The sequence below is a fragment of the Nocardiopsis metallicus genome, assembly GCF_014201115.1.
GTDB lineage: Bacteria > Actinomycetota > Actinomycetes > Streptosporangiales > Streptosporangiaceae > Nocardiopsis > Nocardiopsis metallicus.
In genome coordinates this window covers 138884-156213 of sequence record NZ_JACHDO010000001.1, presented here as the reverse complement: position 1 = coordinate 156213, position 17330 = coordinate 138884, and the positions used below count along the sequence as shown (strand labels likewise).

Annotated in this window: 15 protein-coding genes; 6 read left to right on the top strand and 9 right to left on the bottom strand. The window is 71.2% G+C overall.

All coding sequences use genetic code 11. From position 1 onward, the window contains the following. Positions 1-78: 78 nt before the first annotated feature. The 4 genes from HNR07_RS00630 to HNR07_RS00615 form a co-directional block, all read right to left on the bottom strand. Positions 79-2559, bottom strand: coding sequence for a DNA translocase FtsK (locus tag HNR07_RS00630; protein ID WP_184360509.1), 2481 nt, complete (start codon positions 2557-2559; stop codon positions 79-81). Positions 2560-2972: 413 nt separating this feature from the next. Continuing rightward, a complete protein-coding gene (locus tag HNR07_RS00625; protein ID WP_184360506.1) occupies positions 2973-4658 on the bottom strand; it encodes a ribonuclease J in 1686 nt (561 codons plus the stop codon). After that, on the bottom strand, positions 4655-5626 hold the full coding sequence (gene dapA / locus HNR07_RS00620; protein ID WP_017579547.1) for a 4-hydroxy-tetrahydrodipicolinate synthase: 972 nt from the start codon (positions 5624-5626) through the stop codon (positions 4655-4657). The genes HNR07_RS00625 and dapA overlap by 4 nt, the downstream gene beginning before the upstream one ends. A 420-nt stretch (positions 5627-6046) precedes the next feature. Beyond that, the gene (locus tag HNR07_RS00615; RefSeq protein ID WP_184360503.1) at positions 6047-6427 is read right to left on the bottom strand and encodes a phage holin family protein; all 381 of its coding nucleotides are present in this window, start codon (positions 6425-6427) and stop codon (positions 6047-6049) included. Positions 6428-6542: 115 nt separating this feature from the next. Between HNR07_RS00615 and HNR07_RS00610 the strand changes: the two genes are divergently transcribed. The 5 genes from HNR07_RS00610 to HNR07_RS00590 all read left to right on the top strand — a co-directional run bounded on the left by HNR07_RS00610 (position 6543) and on the right by HNR07_RS00590 (position 11050). Beyond that, a complete protein-coding gene (locus tag HNR07_RS00610; protein WP_184360500.1) occupies positions 6543-7097 on the top strand; it encodes a GNAT family N-acetyltransferase in 555 nt (184 codons plus the stop codon). Positions 7098-7226: 129 nt separating this feature from the next. Beyond that, on the top strand, positions 7227-8099 hold the full coding sequence (locus HNR07_RS00605) for a 1,4-dihydroxy-2-naphthoate polyprenyltransferase (protein ID WP_184360497.1): 873 nt from the start codon (positions 7227-7229) through the stop codon (positions 8097-8099). Between the two features lie 66 nt (positions 8100-8165). Then, the gene (locus tag HNR07_RS00600; protein WP_184360494.1) at positions 8166-9716 is read left to right on the top strand and encodes a serine/threonine-protein kinase; all 1551 of its coding nucleotides are present in this window, start codon (positions 8166-8168) and stop codon (positions 9714-9716) included. Between the two features lie 85 nt (positions 9717-9801). Continuing rightward, positions 9802-10296, top strand: a complete 495-nt coding sequence (locus HNR07_RS00595) for an NUDIX domain-containing protein (protein WP_184360491.1) — start codon at positions 9802-9804, stop codon at positions 10294-10296. 67 nt (positions 10297-10363) lie between these two features. After that, entirely contained in the window at positions 10364-11050 is a 687-nt protein-coding gene (locus HNR07_RS00590; protein WP_184360488.1) for a class I SAM-dependent DNA methyltransferase, read from the top strand. 84 nt (positions 11051-11134) lie between these two features. Here HNR07_RS00590 and dapB read toward each other — a convergent pair whose 3' ends face one another. Continuing rightward, positions 11135-11878, bottom strand: a complete 744-nt coding sequence (dapB, locus tag HNR07_RS00585) for a 4-hydroxy-tetrahydrodipicolinate reductase (protein WP_184360485.1) — start codon at positions 11876-11878, stop codon at positions 11135-11137. 69 nt (positions 11879-11947) lie between these two features. On the opposite strand from dapB, the gene HNR07_RS00580 reads away from it, so the two are divergent. Continuing rightward, complete coding sequence (locus HNR07_RS00580) at positions 11948-12652, top strand: VIT1/CCC1 transporter family protein (RefSeq protein WP_184360482.1); 705 nt, start codon at positions 11948-11950, stop codon at positions 12650-12652. Positions 12653-12677: 25 nt separating this feature from the next. Here the strand turns inward: HNR07_RS00580 and egtD are convergent, their stop codons facing one another. The 4 genes from egtD to egtA all read right to left on the bottom strand — a co-directional run bounded on the left by egtD (position 12678) and on the right by egtA (position 17171). Next, on the bottom strand, positions 12678-13649 hold the full coding sequence (egtD, locus tag HNR07_RS00575; protein ID WP_184360479.1) for an L-histidine N(alpha)-methyltransferase: 972 nt from the start codon (positions 13647-13649) through the stop codon (positions 12678-12680). Between the two features lie 92 nt (positions 13650-13741). Next, complete coding sequence (gene egtC / locus HNR07_RS00570) at positions 13742-14521, bottom strand: ergothioneine biosynthesis protein EgtC (RefSeq protein WP_184360475.1); 780 nt, start codon at positions 14519-14521, stop codon at positions 13742-13744. Further along, positions 14521-15864 (bottom strand): ergothioneine biosynthesis protein EgtB, encoded by a 1344-nt coding sequence (egtB, locus tag HNR07_RS00565; RefSeq protein ID WP_184360472.1) that lies wholly within the window; start codon positions 15862-15864, stop codon positions 14521-14523. Before egtB ends, egtC begins: the two co-directional genes overlap by 1 nt. Further along, positions 15864-17171, bottom strand: a complete 1308-nt coding sequence (gene egtA / locus HNR07_RS00560; protein WP_184371184.1) for an ergothioneine biosynthesis glutamate--cysteine ligase EgtA — start codon at positions 17169-17171, stop codon at positions 15864-15866. The genes egtB and egtA overlap by 1 nt, the downstream gene beginning before the upstream one ends. Positions 17172-17330 lie beyond the last annotated feature (159 nt).

The window sequence follows — 17330 nt, the reverse complement described above, 5'->3', positions numbered from 1 at the left end:
TATACGTGACCCAAGATCACGCCAAATCGGGCGACCCGGACGTGGGGGTGACGAGTGGGACCCGGGCGGTGCGGGGGCTCAGCCGCCCCTGATGTCGGTGAGCACAGCCGCGAGGTCGTCGGCCTGGACCAGGACGTCGCGGGCCTTGGAACCCTCGCTGGGGCCGACCACGTCGCGGCTCTCCATGAGGTCCATCAGACGGCCCGCCTTGGCGAACCCGACCCGGAGCTTGCGCTGGAGCATCGACGTGGACCCGAACTGGGTGGTGACGACCAGCTCGACCGCCTGCAGCAACAGGTCCATGTCGTCACCGATGTCCTCGTCGATCTCCTTCTTCTTGGTGTCGGCGACCGCGACGTCCTCGCGGTAGCTGGGCTCGGACTGCTTCTTGCAGTGGTCGACGATCCCGCGGATCTCCTTCTCGCTCACCCAGGCGTTCTGGAGGCGGATGGGCTTGCCCGCGCCCATCGGGAGGAAGAGCGAGTCGCCCTTGCCGACCAGCTTCTCGGCGCCGGGCTGGTCCAGGATGACGCGGCTGTCGGCGAGGCTGGAGGTGGCGAAGGCGAGCCGGGAGGGCACGTTGGCCTTGATCAGACCGGTGACGACGTCGACGCTGGGGCGCTGGGTGGCCAGCACCAGGTGGATCCCGGCGGCGCGGGCCAGCTGGGTGATGCGCACGACCGCGTCCTCGACGTCGCGGGGGGCGACCATCATCAGGTCGGCGAGCTCGTCGACGATCACCAGCAGGTAGGGGTAGGGCTCGTAGACGCGTTCGCTGCCCGGCGGGGCGGTGAGCTCCCCGGTGCGCACGGCGGCGTTGAAGTCGTCCACGTGGCGGTAGCCGGAGGCGGCGAGGTCGTCGTAGCGGCGGTCCATCTCCCCCACCACCCACTGGAGGGCCTCCGCGGCCTTCTTGGGGTTGGTGATGATGGGCGTGATCAGGTGCGGGATGCCCTCGTACATGGTCAGCTCGACCCGCTTGGGGTCGACCAGGATCATCCGCACCTCGTCAGGGGTGGCGCGCATCATCAGCGAGGTGATGAGGCCGTTGATGCAGGTGGACTTACCGGCACCGGTCGCACCGGCGACCAGCACGTGCGGCATCTTGGCGAGGTTGGCCACGACGTTGGTGCCCTCGACGTCCTTGCCCAGGCCCACCAGCATGGGGTGGTCGTCCGAGGTGGCCGCCGGTGAGCGCAGCACGTCGCCGAGGCTCACTATGTCCTTGTCGGTGTTGGGGATCTCCACACCGATCGCGGACTTGCCGGGGATGGGTGACTGGATGCGCACGTCGGCGCTCTTGACCACCAGTGAGATGTTCTTGGACAGCGCGGTGACCTTCTCGACCTTCACCGCGGGGCCGAGCTCGATCTCGTAGCGGGTGACCGTCGGGCCTCGGGTGAAGCCGGTGACCTCGGCGTCGATCTTGAACTGCTCCAGTACCCCGCTCAGCGCGGCGACCACGTCGTCGTTGGCCTGGGTGCGCGGTTTGACCGGGGATCCGGGCTTGAGCATGGTCGGGACGGGCAGTTCGTAGTCGCCCTCCACCACGCGGGAGGGGATGGAGAGCTGCTCGGTGGTGACCGGCGGCGGCGTGGGGTCGGGGGCCGGGGCCTTGGCCTTCTTCTTCGCGGGCTTCTTCGGCGCGGCGGCCGCGGCCTCCTCCTCGTCGGTGAGGGCGGGGGCGATCTGCGCTTCGGGCTCGCTGGGCAGGACCGGGCTGTCGTAGGGGCGCTCGTGGTCGCCCGCGACGGTCTCGGCAGGCGCCGCCTTGGGCTTGCGCCTGCGCTTGGCCGGCTTCTTCTCCGGGTCCGCGCCGAGGATGCCGATCCCGGAGTCGGGGCCGGTGTCGCGCTCCATGAGGGCGCCGAACAGGGTCTGCAGGCGGTCCGGGATGCGGCGGATCGGGGTGGCGGTGACCACCAGGATGCCGAAGACCAGGACCAGGGCCAGCAGGAGCCCGGTGAGCCAGGGGGTGACGACCGCGCTGAGCGGCCCGGAGGCGACGAAGCCGATGACCCCGCCCGCGTTCTGCAGCCCCTCGATGCCGTCGACGGGCTGCGGGATGCCGTGCGCGATGTGGATCAGCCCGAGCAGGCCGAGCATGATCGCGGTGACCCCGATGAACAGCCGCCCGGCGTCGCCCTCCCGGCCGGAGCTGGGCGTGCGCATCAGCTTCACGGCGATGGGCAGGAAGAGCAGCGGCAGGATCGGCGAGAAGGTACCGAAGGCGCCGACCACCACGAAACGGGTGGCCTCCAGCAGCGGGCCCTCGCTCTGCCACCACACGGCGGAGGCCACGAGGATGCCCAGGGCCAGCAGGACCAGCCCGATCCCGTCCCGGCGCAGATCCGGGTCCAGGTCGCGGGCGCTGCGCCCGACGGCGCGGGCCGCCCCGCCCACGGTGTGCGCGATGAGCTTCCACAGCACCAGCAGGAACTGGCCGAAGAGGGTGACCACGTAGGCGATGGGCCCGTCGGGCATGCGCTTCTTCGCGGCGGGCTTGCGGGCGGCGGGCTTCTTACGCCCTGAACCACCTGAGGAGGCACGCGTGGCCATCGGGGGTCACCTCCACGGGGGACGGGGTCGTTTCCGGGGCCCGGGCACAGCTACCCGGCACGGCGGGAAGCCTACTAAGGCGTCCAGCCCGGAGCACGAAGCCCGCCCGGCGTGTCGCCCAAACCAAGTGGGGGCGCCCCCGACCACAGGGGGCGCCCCCGCTTCTACGCGCCTTCCGCACCCCAGGGGGTCGCCGTTCGGGCGCCGGGAGGGTTCTGGAGGCCTCGAAGGTGGGATTGCCCGGGAAGTGCCGTCTGCCGCCAGGCCGTCCGTTGAGGGCGGTGGCGGGCGACGGGTGGGCGAGCCATCACACCGAAGAGGCCGCCGTGCGTCATCCCCTTAAACCCGTTCCTCCCTTGCTCTTGGCGCCCGGCCACGCGCCGAAGCGAAGCGCAGGCGCAAGACAAACACGGTCAGACCTCGACCAGGACGGGAATGATCATGGGACGGCGACGGTAGGTCTCGTTGACCCAGCGTCCCGTGCTGCGGCGGATGAGCTGGCGCAGCTGGTGCGGGTCGTTGACCCCGTCGGCGGCCGCCTTGTCCAGGGCGTCCTGGAGCTTGTCGACGACGTCGTCGTAGGCGTCGCCGCTGATCCCCGCGCCCCGGGTGTGGATCTCGGGCTCGCCCAGGATCTTGCCGGAGTTCGAGTCCACCGCCACGACGACGGAGATGAAGCCCTCCTCGCCGAGGATGCGGCGGTCCTTGAGGGAGGCCTCGGTGACGTCGCCGACCGAGGAACCGTCCACGTAGACGTACCCGGCCTGCACCGCGCCGACGATCTTGGCGCGCCCCTTGTACAGGTCCACCACCACGCCGTCCTCGGCGATGACGATGCGCTCACTCGGCACACCCGTGAGCTTGGCCAGGTCGGCGTGGGCGCGCATGTGCCGCCACTCCCCGTGCACCGGCATGAAGTTGCGCGGGCGCACCATGTTGAGCACGTAGAGCAGCTCACCGGCGGAGGCGTGGCCGGACACGTGCACGAGCGCGTTGCCCTTGTGCACGACCTTGGCGCCCCAGCGGGTCAGGCCGTTGATGACCCGGTTGACCGAGTTCTCGTTGCCCGGGATGAGCGACGAGGCGAGCAGGATGGTGTCGCCCTCCTCGATGCGGATCTGGTGGTCCCGGTTGGCCATGCGGCTCAGCGCCGCCATGGGCTCGCCCTGGGAGCCCGTGCACACCATGAGCACCTTGTCCGGGGCCAGCTTGTCGAGCTGCTTGACGTCGACGATGGTGTCGCCGGGGATGCTCAGGTAGCCGAGGTCGCGCGCGATGTTCATGTTGCGGACCATGGAGCGGCCGACGAAGGCGATCTTGCGGCCGTGGCGTACCGCGGCGTCGATCACCTGCTGGACCCTGTGCACGTGCGAGGCGAAACAGGCCACCACGACACGCTTCTCGGACTGGCGGAAGACCTTGTCGATCGCCTCGGTCAGGTTGCGCTCGTTGACGACGAACCCGGGCTGTTCGGCGTTGGTGGAGTCCGACAGCAGCAGGTCGACGCCCTCGTCGCCGAATCGGGCGAACCCGGCGAGGTCGGTGAGGCGGTTGTCCAGCGGCAGCTGGTCCATCTTGAAGTCGCCGGTGTGCAGCAACGACCCGGCGGGCGTGCGGATACCCACGGCCAGCGCGTCCGGGATGGAGTGGTTGACCGCGAAGAACTCGAGGTTGAAGGGGCCGAAGTCGTGTCGCTCCCCCTCCTCGACCAGGACGGTCTCCGGCTTGATGCGGTGCTCGCCCAGCTTGGCGCTGATCAGCGCCAGGGTGAGCTTGGAGCCGACGATCGGGATGTCGACCCGCTCGCGCAGCAGGAACGGCACACCGCCGATGTGGTCCTCGTGCCCGTGGGTGAGCACGATGGCCTCGATGTCGTCCAGGCGGTCCCGGATGTAGTCGAAGTCCGGCAGGATCAGGTCGACGCCGGGCTGCTCCTCCTCGGGGAAGAGCACGCCGCAGTCGACGATGAGCAGACGGCCGTCGTACTCGAAGACCGTCATGTTGCGGCCGATCTCGCCGAGCCCGCCGAGCGGGACGACGCGCAGGGCGCCCTTGCCCAGGGGCGGGGGCGGGCCGAGCTCGGGGTGCGGGTGACTCATACGGAACCCTCCGTGAGACGTTCGACGCGCACGGCGCTCGCGGGCACGGCCTGGTGCGGGGCGAGCCCGATCGGACCCTTGACCCCGGCGGCGGCCAGGTCCTCGCGCAGGAGTGCCTGGAGCTCGGACGAGGCGTCGGCGAGCGGGGTGCGGACCGGGCCGGAGGGCAGGCCGAAGAGATTGAGGACGGCCTTGGTCGTGATGACGCCCTGGGTACGGAACATGCCGGTGTAGACCGGGGTGAGGCGGCGGTGGATGGCCAGCGCCTGGCCGACCTCACCGGCCTCGAAGGCGTCGATCATGTCCTTGAGGTCGCTGCCGACGATGTGGCCGACGACGCTCACGAAACCGGCCGCGCCGACCGACAGCAGCGGCAGGTTCAGGATGTCGGTGCCGCAGTAGTAGGCCAGGTCGGTGCGCTCCATGACCCAGGAGCTGGCGCCGACGTTGTCCTTGGCGTCCTTGTTGGCGACGATGCGCGGGTGCTCGGCCAGCCGGACCAGGGTCTCGGAGGCGATCGGCGTCCCGGTGCGGTGCGGGATGTCGTAGAGCATGACCGGCAGGTCGGTGGTGTCGGCGATCTCGGTGAAGTGCCGGATCAGCCCCTCCTGCGGGGGCTTGTTGTAGTAGGGCGTGACGGCCAGCAGACCGTGTGCGCCCGCCTTCTCGGCGGCCTTGGCCAGCCTGACGCTGTGGCGGGTGTCGTTGGTGCCGACCCCCGCGACGATCTGGGCGCGGTCGCCGACGGCCTCGACCACCGTGCGCAGCAGGCGGTCCTTCTCGTCGTCGCTGGTCGTGGGCGACTCGCCGGTCGTGCCGCTGATGATCAGGCCGTCGTTGTGCTGCTCGTCCACCAGGTAGGTGGCGAGTCGGGCGGCGCCGTCGTAGTCGAGTTCCCCGTCCTCGAGCATCGGGGTGACCATCGCGGTCAGCATCTTGCCGAACGGGCGGTTCTTGGTGTCCACCATCGTGATGTGAAAGGCTCTCGGGCCCCTGGCCGGGAAGGCGTCAGGGCCCTCGTGTGCCCCTCCTCCTCTCCATGTGCGTGAGAAACAAGCGGTGCGTCCCGTGCCGGGTGCTTTCCTCCGTGCACGGGTGAAGACGGCGCTGGGCGTCCGTCACCGCGTCCGGCGGACACATGTGCCGGACGCGGGAAAGTCTGTGTGCTCCCCGCGCGTATAGGAGTGCGCGGGAGCGTGCCCGGTTCGGTCCCCGTCCTCGCTGGTCGAGGTGAGGAACCGCACCGGTAGGGGTGAAGTCCATTGAGCCTACGCGCCCGACAGGGTCCCTGGAGATGTGAACCTACCCGCACCGGGCCCGCGCCACGCGGGCGGGGCCCGGTATCACCGCAGTTGGGAGTTGTCGGGCGGGGATACTTCGAACGTCGCTCAGCTGTCCTTCTTGTCCGGAAGGAACATGCTGACCACCCAGCTCACGATGGTGACGACGATGGCGCCCCAGAAGGCGGGCCAGAAGCCGTCCACGTGGAAGGGGACGTCGAACAGTCCGGCGATCCACTCCGTGAGCAGGAACAGCAGCGCGTTCACCACCAGCCCGATCAGCCCCAGGGTCAGGGCGTAGAACAGGCAGCCGACCGTCTTGACGATCGGTTTGATGACCGCGTTCACCACGCCGAAGATCGCACCGACCACGAGGAAGGTGATGACCTGACTGGTGGTGTCCTGCGTCGAAACGTCGATTCCGTCGACGAGGAGGACAGCGACCCAAAGGGCCAGCGCGTTCGCGATAACTCTGATAATGAGGCTCACAACGTAGATGTTCCCATGCCGGTGCAAGGTCCGGAAACTCCGGCGTGGGTGATCTTGTCGTGCCGCGTGTCCCGTCCCGGGTACGCCGCCCTGAAAGCAACCGAGAGGCCCCCTCGTGTCCAGTGCGCAGTTCGTCCGTCCCGCCCGTGCAGCCGACGTGGACACGGTGGTGGACCTCCAGGTCGCGTCGTGGCGTTCGGTGTACGGGGAACTGTTGCCCGACGAGGTGAGGGAGGGGCTCTCCGGGGAGGAGGCCCGCGGGCAGTTCCGTGAGCAGTGGAGGGCGGCCCTGGAGTCACCGCCCACCTCCAAACACCGGCTCGTGGTGGCCACCGACGAGGACGGGGGCGTGCGGACGGTGGTCGGGTTCGCCGCCTTCGGTCCGGCCGCGGACCCGGACCTGTGGCCGGCCAAGGACGCCGAGGTATTCGCCCTGCACGTGGACCCGGAGCGGGTCCGGCAGGGGCACGGCAGCCGCCTGGTGAACTCCTGCGTGGACCACCTGGTGGAGGCCGGGTTCGGGACGGTGCACGTGTGGGTTCCCGAGGAGGACAACGCGCTGCGCGCCTTCTTCGAGGCCTCGGGGTGGCGCGCGGACGGCGCCCGGCGGGAGATCGACATGGGCCGGCTGTTGCCGATGGTGCGGCTGCACGCGGCCGTCTCGGAGTAGTTCGGAACGGTTCCGCTGGTTGGGCCGGGCGGGCGGGTTCGGCGGGGCGGCGGCCAGGCACTACCGTTGGGTAGTTGTCCGGGCGCGCCCGTCGGTGCGCCCACCGTCTCGAAACTGGAGGACCGGCGCGTGGCCACGGTCAGTGAATGGGTCTCGGGGCTGCGCCCCCGCACGCTTGCGAACTCGATCGTCCCGGTGGCGGTCGGTACCGCGCTGGCCTTCTCCCTGGACGGGTTCGTGTGGTGGAAGGCGCTGCTGGCCCTGGTGGTGTCCATGGCGCTCCAGGTAGGCGTGAACTTCGCCAACGACTACAGCGACGGGGTCAAGGGCACCGACACCGAGGAGCGCACCGGCCCCACCCGGCTGACCGCCTCCGGGCTGGCCGCGCCCCGGCAGGTCCTTGCCGCGGCGCTGGGGAGCTTCGCCTTCGCCGGGCTGGTCGGCCTGGTGCTGGTGGCGACCACCTCGTGGTGGCTGCTGCTGATCGGCGCGGCCGCGATCGCCGCCGCCTGGTACTACACCGGCGGCCGAACCCCGTACGGCTACCGCGGTCTGGGCGAGGTCTCGGTCTTCGTGTTCTTCGGCGTGGTGGCCGTGGTGGGCACGGTGTTCGTGCAGATGGAGTCGCTGCCCTGGCAGGCCTGGGTGGCCTCCGTCCCGGTGGGGCTGTTGTCCTGCTCGGTGCTGGTGATCAACAATCTGCGCGACATCCCCACCGACAGCGAGACCGGCAAGATCACCCTGGCCGTCCGCCTGGGCGAGGCGGGGACCCGCCGCCTCTTCGCAGGGATGATCATCGCTTCCTTCCTGGTGGCCCTGCTGCTGACCTCGGTGTCCTGGTGGGTGCCGCTGGTCCTGCTCTCGCTCCCCCTGGCCATCCCCCCGCTCCGCCGGGTGCTCGGCGGCCAGGTCGGCCGCGACCTGGTCCTGGGCCTGGGCGAGACCGGCAAGCTCCAGATGGCCTTCGGTCTGCTGTTCTCGATCGCCCTCGCTCTGGGATAGACGACCGGTCTGTTGCTAGGCTCGTCCACCGTTCGGCCCCTCCCCAACCCCCCTGGAAGGGTGGCCATGACCAGTGCCGAAGGCGAGACCCCCCGTGTGGTGGCAGACCGATACGAGATCCGCGGCGAACTCGGGCGCGGCGGCATGGGGGCGGTCTGGTGCTCCTGGGACCGTGTCATGGGGCGCGAAGTCGCGCTCAAGGAGATGATCCTGCCACCGGGGACCCCCGAGGAGCAGCGGTCCACCTTCCACGCGAGGATGCGGCGTGAGGCCCGGTCCGCGGGACGCCTGGCCGACGAACCCGGTGTGGTGACCGTGCACGACATCCTCGACGTCGACGGCGACCCCTGGGTGGTCATGCAACTGGTCCGGGGTCGCTCCCTGCGCGAGGAATTCGCCCAGCGCGGCCCCTTGCCGGTGGCGGAGGCGGCGCGCATCGCTCAGGCAGTCCTGGAGGCCCTGCGGTCCGCGCACGCCCGGGGGATCGTCCACCGTGACGTCAAACCCGGGAACATCATGCTGGCCGACGACGGCCGAGTGCTGCTGGCCGACTTCGGAATCGCGACCATCGCGGGCGAGGACGAGGTGACCAGGGACGGGTCCCGGATGGGCTCGGCCCCGTACATGGCGCCGGAACGGCTTCGGGGCCGGAGCCCCGCCGAACCGCCCTCGGACCTCTGGGCGCTGGGAGCGGCCCTGTACACCGTGGTGGAGGGGCGGCACCCGTTCCTGCGCGGTGAGGTCGGCCAGACCATCGCGGCGGTGCTTTCGGAGTCCGCTCCGCCGCCGCAGCGGGCCGGTGCACTGGCCCCACTGATCACCGCCCTGTTGGAGCACGACCCGGGCCGGCGCCCCACCGCCGAGGCCGCCCTGGCGTTACTGGGCAGCGGCCGCGGGCCCGCGGAGGCTCCGACGCCTCCGACCGGTCCAGGGCCGGCCCCGGCGGACGCCGCAAGCGCACCGGGGACCGTCAGCGGACCCGGCCGCGGCGGCCGGGCCCTGGTCACGGCCGGGGCCGCGGTCGCGGCGCTCGTACTCGTCACGGCCCTGGGCGCGTACCTGCTCTCTCCCGAGAGAGTCTCCGTCGAATACGCGAGGTACTCCGCGGACGCTTTCCTGGTCGATTACCCACGGGGTTGGGAACAGGAGGTCCACGGGGATGAGCCGCCCGTCCAGCACGGCTGGGGATCAGTGGACTTCGTGCCGCCGGAGGGGGCGGAGGAGTTCCCGGAGACCCTGATGTCCGCCGGCTGGTACTCCGACCCCGAACACGAGGACCCCGTCACCGAGTCATCGGAGGCATGGGACTCAGCCATGGACGAGTGGGACGTGGCCGACCGCACCCAACGGGTCCTGGACGCCGACGAGTACACCGACATCCCGCGTTCCTGGGGGGCGGCGGTGTTCGAGGACACGTACACGGGCTTCGAGAACGCCGCTCTGCGCATGGGCTGGGACCAGGACCCCGACCGGTTCAGCATCGCGCTCCAGATCCACGTGAGCGACGGGGAGGGCACCACCGCGTACTGGATCGCCTGGTACGGGCCGCAGAGCGAACGGCGCGCCTACGACGGGATCATCCGCGACACCTTGGAGTCGTTCACCCCGCGGGAGTGAACCGCGCTCCCTCCCGGGCCCGGTGCCCTCCCCCGTATTCACAGCAGGTCCAGCAATTCCCTATCAGCGGCTTAGGATCGACGGCGTGAGCTATCAGAGCGACGAGGAGTTCTTCGCGAACCTGCCCGCGACCCGAGGAGCGGCGGGCGGGCTCATCCGTTCGGGAACAGGCGACGTGCTTCTGGTGCGGCGCGTGTACGCGCCCGAGGAGCCCTGGGGGATCCCCGGTGGGATGATGGAGGCCGAGGAGTCCCCGCTGACCGCCTGTCGCAGGGAGATCGCCGAGGAGCTGGGCGTGACCGCGCGTGTGCTCGCCCTGCTGGTGGTCGACTGGGTGCCCGCCCAGCCGCCCCGCACCACCGCCTGCCAGTGGCTGTTCCGTGTCGACACCGACTCCACCGACTTCCGCCTGCAGCCCGACGAGCTCTCCGCCTGGAAGTGGGTCCCGCCCGCCGAACTCCCCGAACACCTGCCCGCGCGCGTCGCCCGGCGGATGCTCGCGGCGGTCGCAGCGGACGATGACAGGAGCGGACCCGTCTACCTGGAGCACGGACGCGCCGTCCTGCCCGGGCTTACCTGAGGCACTACTCCGGAGCGCTGCGCCCCGGTTACGATGCCTGCCCCGCCAACGCCCCCCTTGGAGAACCGTGCCGAGCGATCACCCCACCGACCCCAGCGAGATAGCCCCCGACCCGGCGGCCTGGGCCGAACGCAACGCCAGTCAGGCGAAGGCGTTCGACACGATCGGAGAACGCTACGACGAGGCCTTTCCCAACAAGGAAGGCCAGGAGGACTGTGTCCGCAGACTGCTGAGCCTGCTGCCGCCGGGAGCCCAGGTGCTGGATCTGGGTTCGGGCACCGGCCTGCCCACCGCCCGCCAGCTGGCCGGTGCCGGAGCCCGGGTGACCGGCTTCGAGATCTCCGAGCGCATGCTCGAACTGGCCCGCCGCAACGTCCCGGAGGCCGAGTTCCGCCAGGCCGACATCGTCGACCTCGACCCGGCGGAGGAGTCCTACGACGCCATCGTCGCCTTCTTCTCCCTGTTGTGCCTGCCGAAGGAACGGATCCCCGAGGCCCTGGGCCGGGTACGCGCCTCCCTGGCCCCCGGCGGCCTGATGTGCCTGTCCATGGTCGAGGCCGATCTCGACGACGTGCCCATCCCCTTCCTCGGAGCCGAGGTCCGGGTGTCCGGGTACCCCCGAGACGAACTTCGCTCCGTGGTGGAGAGGGCGGGTCTGGTCATCGAGGACGAACGGGTGGTCGGCTTCCGCCCCGAGGACGAGGGGGCCCGCCCCGAGGTGCAGGTCTTCCTCACCTGCCGCCGGGGCGCGTGACCGCTCCGGCCGCCGAGGCGCTGAGCCGCCAAGATGACGGAGGGGACCGTCCCCGCGGACGGTCCCCTCTTCGTGTACTGAGCGCTAGTCGAGGCCGAGCAGGGGCTCCAGGCCCAGGGTGAGGGGCTCGGGCAGGTCCGCGGTCTTACGGATGCCGAGCAGGACACCGGGCATGAACGAGGCCCGGGTCATGGAGTCGTGGCGGAGCTTGAGGGTCTCGCCGTCGGTGCCGAACACCACTTCCTGGTGGGCGATGAGGCCCTGGATGCGCAGGGCGTGCACGCGGACGCCCTCGACGTCGGCGCCGCGGGCCCCGGGGATCTCCGAGGTGGTGGCGTCGGGCATGGGCGCGGTCCCGGCCTCGCGACGGGCCTCGGCGACCAGCTCGGCGGTGCGGTAGGCGGTACCGCTGGGCGCGTCGGCCTTGTTGGGGTGGTGCAGCTCGATGATCTCCGTGGAGTCGAAGTAGGGCGCGGCCTTCTTCGCGAAGTGCATCATGAGCACGGCGGCGATGCCGAAGTTGGGTGCGATGAGCACCTTCGCCCCCGGCTTGGCGGCCTGGAGCGCGCGCACCCGAGCCAGACGGGTCTCGTCGAAACCGCTCGTCCCGACGACGGCGTGGATCCCGTGGCCGATCAGCCATTCGAGGTTGTCCATCACCGCGTCGGGGTGCGTGAAGTCGACGACGTAGTCCGCCCCCAGCACCGCGTCACGGTCGTCGGCGCTGTCCACGCCCGCGACGAGTTCCATGTCGTCGGCGGCCCGAACCGCTTTGACGACCTCTGATCCCACGCGCCCATCGGCGCCGAAAACTCCTACCTTGAACACGGCACGAGCGTATCGGAATCCGGCGTGGTGAGCGGGCCCGGGTCGGGTCACGCGTGTCACTCTGATCCCATGGCGCACAGTTCGGATCGGTCACAGAAACGGCTGGGCTCGCTGTTGAACGGGTTGCGCGCGGCCGTGCTGGGCGCCAACGACGGGATCATCTCCACAGCGGGGCTCGTGGTGGGCGTGGCGGGCGCGACCCCGCACCGGGAGACTCTGCTGGTGGCGGGGGTGGCTGGCACCGTGGCGGGCGCGCTGTCCATGGCGGCGGGCGAATACGTGTCCGTGAGCACCCAGCGCGACACCGAGCGGGCCGCGATCGCCAGGGAACGGCGTCATCTGGCCGAGGACCCCGCGGGCGAGCTGGCGGAGTTGGCCGGGATGTACCAGGAGCGCGGGATCAGTGAGGAGCTCTCGCACAAGGTCGCGAAGGAGCTCACCGACCACGACGCCCTACGCGCGCACGTGGAGGTCGAGCTTGGCCTGAACCGCTACCGGGTCAATCCCTGGCAGGCCGCCTTCGCCAGCCTGTTCTCCTTCCTCCTGGGCGCGGCCATTCCCCTTTCGGCCATGCTGTTGAGCCCCGACGCCTGGCGGCTTCCGGTGACCGTGGTCGCGGTGTTGGCGGCCACCGCCTTGCTCGGTGCGACCAGCGCCCGGATGGGCGGGGCCCTGCCGATGCGGGCCGCCCTGCGCTGTGTGGTCGGCGGGTCCTTCGCGATGCTGGTCACCTACCTGATCGGCTCACTGGTCGGCTCCGCCGCGGGACTCTGATTCTCCGGAACCCCCTGCGCCGAAATCAACGGGCCGTGGCGAGGCTCAGCGCGAAATCACCCGCCGGGTCGGTCCACCAGTGGGTGAGGTCGAATCCGGCCGCGTCGAGTTCGGCGGTCAGTCCCTCCTTGCGGAACTTCGCGGAGATCTCGGTGCGCATCTCCTCCCCCGCCGCGAAGTCCACCTCCAGGTCCAGGTCGGCCACCCGCACGCGCTGGTCGGTGCGGGCGCGCAGCCGCATCTCGATCCACTCGCACTCGGCGTTCCACACCGCCCGGTGTTCGAAGGCCGCCGGGTCGAAGTCCCCGCCCAGCCGCCGGTTGATCACCGACAGCACGTTGCGGTTGAACTCCGCGGTGACCCCCTGGGCGTCGTCGTAGGCGGCGACCAGCCGGGCCGGGTCCTTGACCAGGTCGGCGCCGAGCAGCAGGGAGTCCCCCGGGTGCAGCACCCCGTGGATGTCCTTCAGGAAGGCGGCGCGCGGCCCGGGCTCCTGGTTGCCGATGGTGGAGCCGAGCACCGCCAGCAGCTGGCAGCCGCTCTCGCTGACCGGCAGCAGTCCGAGGTGGTGCTCGAAGTCGCCGACCACCGCGTGCACGTACAGGCCCGGGTAGTCGTCGACGACCGGGCGGGCGGAGGACTCCAGGAACTCCCCGCTCACGTCCACCGGGACGAAGCGGACGAGGTCGCCCTGGCGACGCATGGCGTCCAGGAGCAGCCGTGTCTTGACCCCGGCCCCGGAGCCGAGCTCGATCAGGGCGACGGCCCCGGCGGCCACCGCGATCTCGTCCGCCCGCGCCTCCAGGATGGAGCGTTCGGAGCGGGTCGGGTAGTACTCCGGAAGCCGTGTGATGTCCTCGAAGAGCCCGCTGCCGCGTTCGTCGTAGAACCACTTGGGCGGGAGTCGTTTGGGCCGTGCGGTGAGCCCTTCGGCGACGTCGGCGCGCAGGGCCTTGTCGAGTTCATCGGCGGTCAGGTTGCGGTCGATCCGGAACATGGTGCCTCCTGTGTTCCTTACGGATGTACCCGGGGCGGGGTGAAACCAGTGGGGGCGCTGGTCGGAGAGGTCGGGGAGATCTTGGGCATCGTTCAGCCGATGGGGAGGATCTCGGTGTGCTCGCGGGTGGCCACCACCACCGAGTGGTCGGGGACCTGCCGCCAGCCGCGCCCGTCGTCGAAGGGTTCCGAGGCCAGCCAGGCCCCTTCCCCCTCGGACCCCGCGCGCCGCAGGGTGTAGAGGGTGTCCCCGGCCGCCGTCCCGACGATCACCTCTCCGTCGCTGGCCAGCAGGTTGTACCGGCCCTCGGAGTGCTCCCGGGCGTGCCGGACCACCGCCGCAAGGGTGCCCACCAGATCGCCGGAGGAGCGCCACAGCCGCACCGTGTGCGCGAACAGCGGCGCCGAGTCCACCGGGGCCCGGGCGTCCAGGGCGCCCGGGGGCGGCGGTGCGGCCAGCCCCGCCACCAGGGCCTCGTCGTCCTTGGCCGCCCCGTTGTGGCTGAACAGCAGGCGGTCGGCGCGGAAGGGCTGGGCCCCGGACTCCTCCGACCCGAACCCCACCGTGGCGTCCCGCACCGCCGCGACCACGCAGCCCGAGCTGATCGCTCTCGCGGCGTCCGCGAAGGAGGCGTCTCCCCAGATCGGCATCGCCCTGCGGTACCGCAGCGGCTCCGGGACTTCGGACACGTCCGTGCCCCCCGTCCGACGCCCCTCGGACGGATACCAGCCCACGCCGAAACCGTCGGCGTTCACGGTGCCGTGCCGCTGTCGGCGGGGCGCCCAGGACTGGGCGTGCAACGAGTGGGGCGCCGCGTACAGCAGCTCGTGCACCGTACGCGGCGGCCCCAGGTAGGCCAGGTGTCGGCACATCAGGCGTGCTCCTCGTCGCGTGCGCAGCGGAACCCGCTGAAGATCTGCCGCCGGATCGGGTGGTCCCAGTTGCGGAAGGTGGACCGGACCGCCGTGGGATGGGTGGCCCAGGAGCCGCCGCGCAGGACCTTGTAACCGTCGTCGAAGAAGACCTCCGAGTACTCGCGGTAGGGGAACGGGACGAACCCGGGGTAACCGTGGAAGGTGGTGGAGGTCCACTCCCACACGTCGCCGATCAGCTGGCGCACCCCCAGCGGGGAGGCGCCGTCGGGGCGGCTGCCGACCGGGTGCGGGCCCAGGGCCCGCTGGCCGAGGTTGGCGTGCCGGCCCGCGGGCTCCTCGTCGCCCCAGGGGAAGCGCCGCGAACGCCCGCTCACCGGGTCGAAGCGGGCGGCCTTCTCCCACTCGGCCTCTGTGGGCAGCCGCTTGCCCGCCCAGCGCGCGTAGGCCTCGGCCTCGTGGAAGGACACGTGCTGGACCGGCTGGTCCGGCGGCACGTCCTCGTGGCGGCCGAAACGGCGCCGGGTCCAGCCGGCGCCCTCCCTGCTCCAGAAGGCGGGGGCCACGGCGTCGCGCCCTCGGCACCACTCCCAGCCCGACGGGCTCCACCAGCGCGGGTTCCGGTAGCCGCCGTCCTCGACGAACTCCAGGTAGGCGGCGTTGGTGACCGGGTCGGTGTCGATCCAGTAGGCGGGCAGGTCCACGGTGTGGGCGCGGCGTTCGTTGTCGTAGGACCAGGGGTCGTCGTCGGTGCCCATGGTGAACGGCCCGGCCGGGACCAGGACCTCCTCGGCCGCTGGCGCCGACGCCTGGGGCGGGCCTTCCTCTTCCAGGAGCACGGGCGCGCCCCTGCGCAGCTGGTGGGTGGCGAGCATGGTCTCGTCGTGCATGTGTTCGTGCTGGATTACCATGTGGAAGACGAACCCCGCTTCCAAAAGGGACCGCTCCCCACCGGCCTCCCGGGACCCGGGCACCGCGCCCAGGTCCGCCGAGTCCAGCGTGTCCAGGACCTCTCGGCGTACTCGGTCGTTGTACTCGCGGGCCTCCTCCGGCCGCAGCAGCGGCAGGGTGACCCGGTCGGCCCGGGGGTTCTCGAAAGCGTCGTAGAGGCCGTCGATGTCCGGGCGCAGCGCCTCGCGCCCGCCCGCGGCGCGCAGCAACCACTGCTCCTCGTAGTTGCCGACGTGCGCCAGGTCCCAGACCAGCGGGGACATCAGCGGGGAGTGCTGGGCGAGCAGCTCGGCCTCGTCGAGGGCGTCCAGGGTGAGACCGTTGCTGCGCCGCCTGCTGCGGTCCAGTTCGGCGGCGATGCGTTCCTTGGCGCGTTCCTGATCGTGGCCCATCACGAACCTCCCCCGAGTCCTGAGCCGTGCACGGCTACGGCGCTCCGCTCGCCCGCTGGGGTTTGGGGGACAGGGCGCGGTGCCGGAACCAGCGCCCCGAGGGCGTCGTCCGCCGGGCACAGCCCGCGCCGGACGTATCGCTGCGCGTACGCGTCCACCAGCTGGGCGAGCTCGGCCGCGCCCATCCGGGGCAGCGCCTCCGCGGCCGCCTCGAAGCACACCCGCGCGCAGGCGGCGATCTCCTCGTCGACCGGGCCCAGCCGGGCCGAGCGCAGCCACAGCGCGGGCTCGGGGACGGCTCCCCGGCACAGCCGCTCGGTGGCCTCCTCGGCCACGGCGCGGGCGCGGGGGTCGTCCGTCAGCGCGGCGGCGAGCGCCACCGGGACCGGCCACCACCGCAGCGGAAGGGCGTCGATCATGCGCAGTTCCCACCAGCCGCGCGGGCGCACCGGCGGGAAGAGCGTGGTCAGGTGGAACTCCAGGTCGGCGGGGGTGCACGGGCGCGGCCCGTCTCCGGCGACCCAGTCGGCCAGGGTGATGCCCGGGTCGGCGGCCCACCGTCCGCCACCGCCCGGGGTCTCGGGAATCGCCAGCACGTTGGCGGCCAGGGCGTACTCGGCCCAGGCGGTGGCCGGGTCCCGGTCCGTGTGCGGTTCCAGGACCGGTCTGGTGCGGGTGCCGTCGGTGGCGGCCCAGATCGCCCAGCGGGTGGACTTCCAACCGGTGGGTCGGCCGCGCCAGACGGCGGAGTTGCCGAAGGCCGCCACCAGGACGGGGCCGAGCCGGTGCACGAGTTCCCAGCGGGCGCGCGCGTCGGCGGCGTCGCCCCCGGTGTCCAGGCAGACCTGGAGTGAGGCGGTGCTGCACATCATGGTGTGGCCGCTGGAGTGCCGGTGGTTGGCGAAGAAGCGCTCCATGGCCGCGTAGCGGGGCAGCCGGAGCTGGCGGACGGGGGGCCGTACGGGGTCGAGCGCGGTCTCGGCCAGGTACAGTCCGGCGTCGGCGAGGGTCTTGCGGAGGTGTTCCAGGTCCCGGGCGAGCGCCTCGTGCGCTCGGGCGGGTCCGGGGAGGGCGGCCGAGCTGAGCTCGATCTGTCCGCCGGGTTCGAAGGTGATCCGGCTTCCCGCGGGCGGGGGGCCACAGGCCTCCAGCAGCTCCGCGAGGCGGTCGACGGTGACGGGTGCGGTGGGTTGTTCGGGGTCGGTGACGAGCCATTCGGTCTCGGCCCCGACCTTTCCTGGGGGTCCGGTCTTGAAACAGACCCCGTTGATGTACTCGTGAACGTCTGCCGTGGTCATCTGCACTATGGGCTGCCCCCTCGGAGTTTCGCCCCACAGATCCTGCCCAACCGCGCACGACGGCGAACGTGTGTGATCACCCCAAATCCTCGCGACCGGCGCGGAGCCGCCGGGCGGGCGCGCCCCACCCGGAGGACACACCCGCTGGCGTTGGCGTTCACGCCCGGA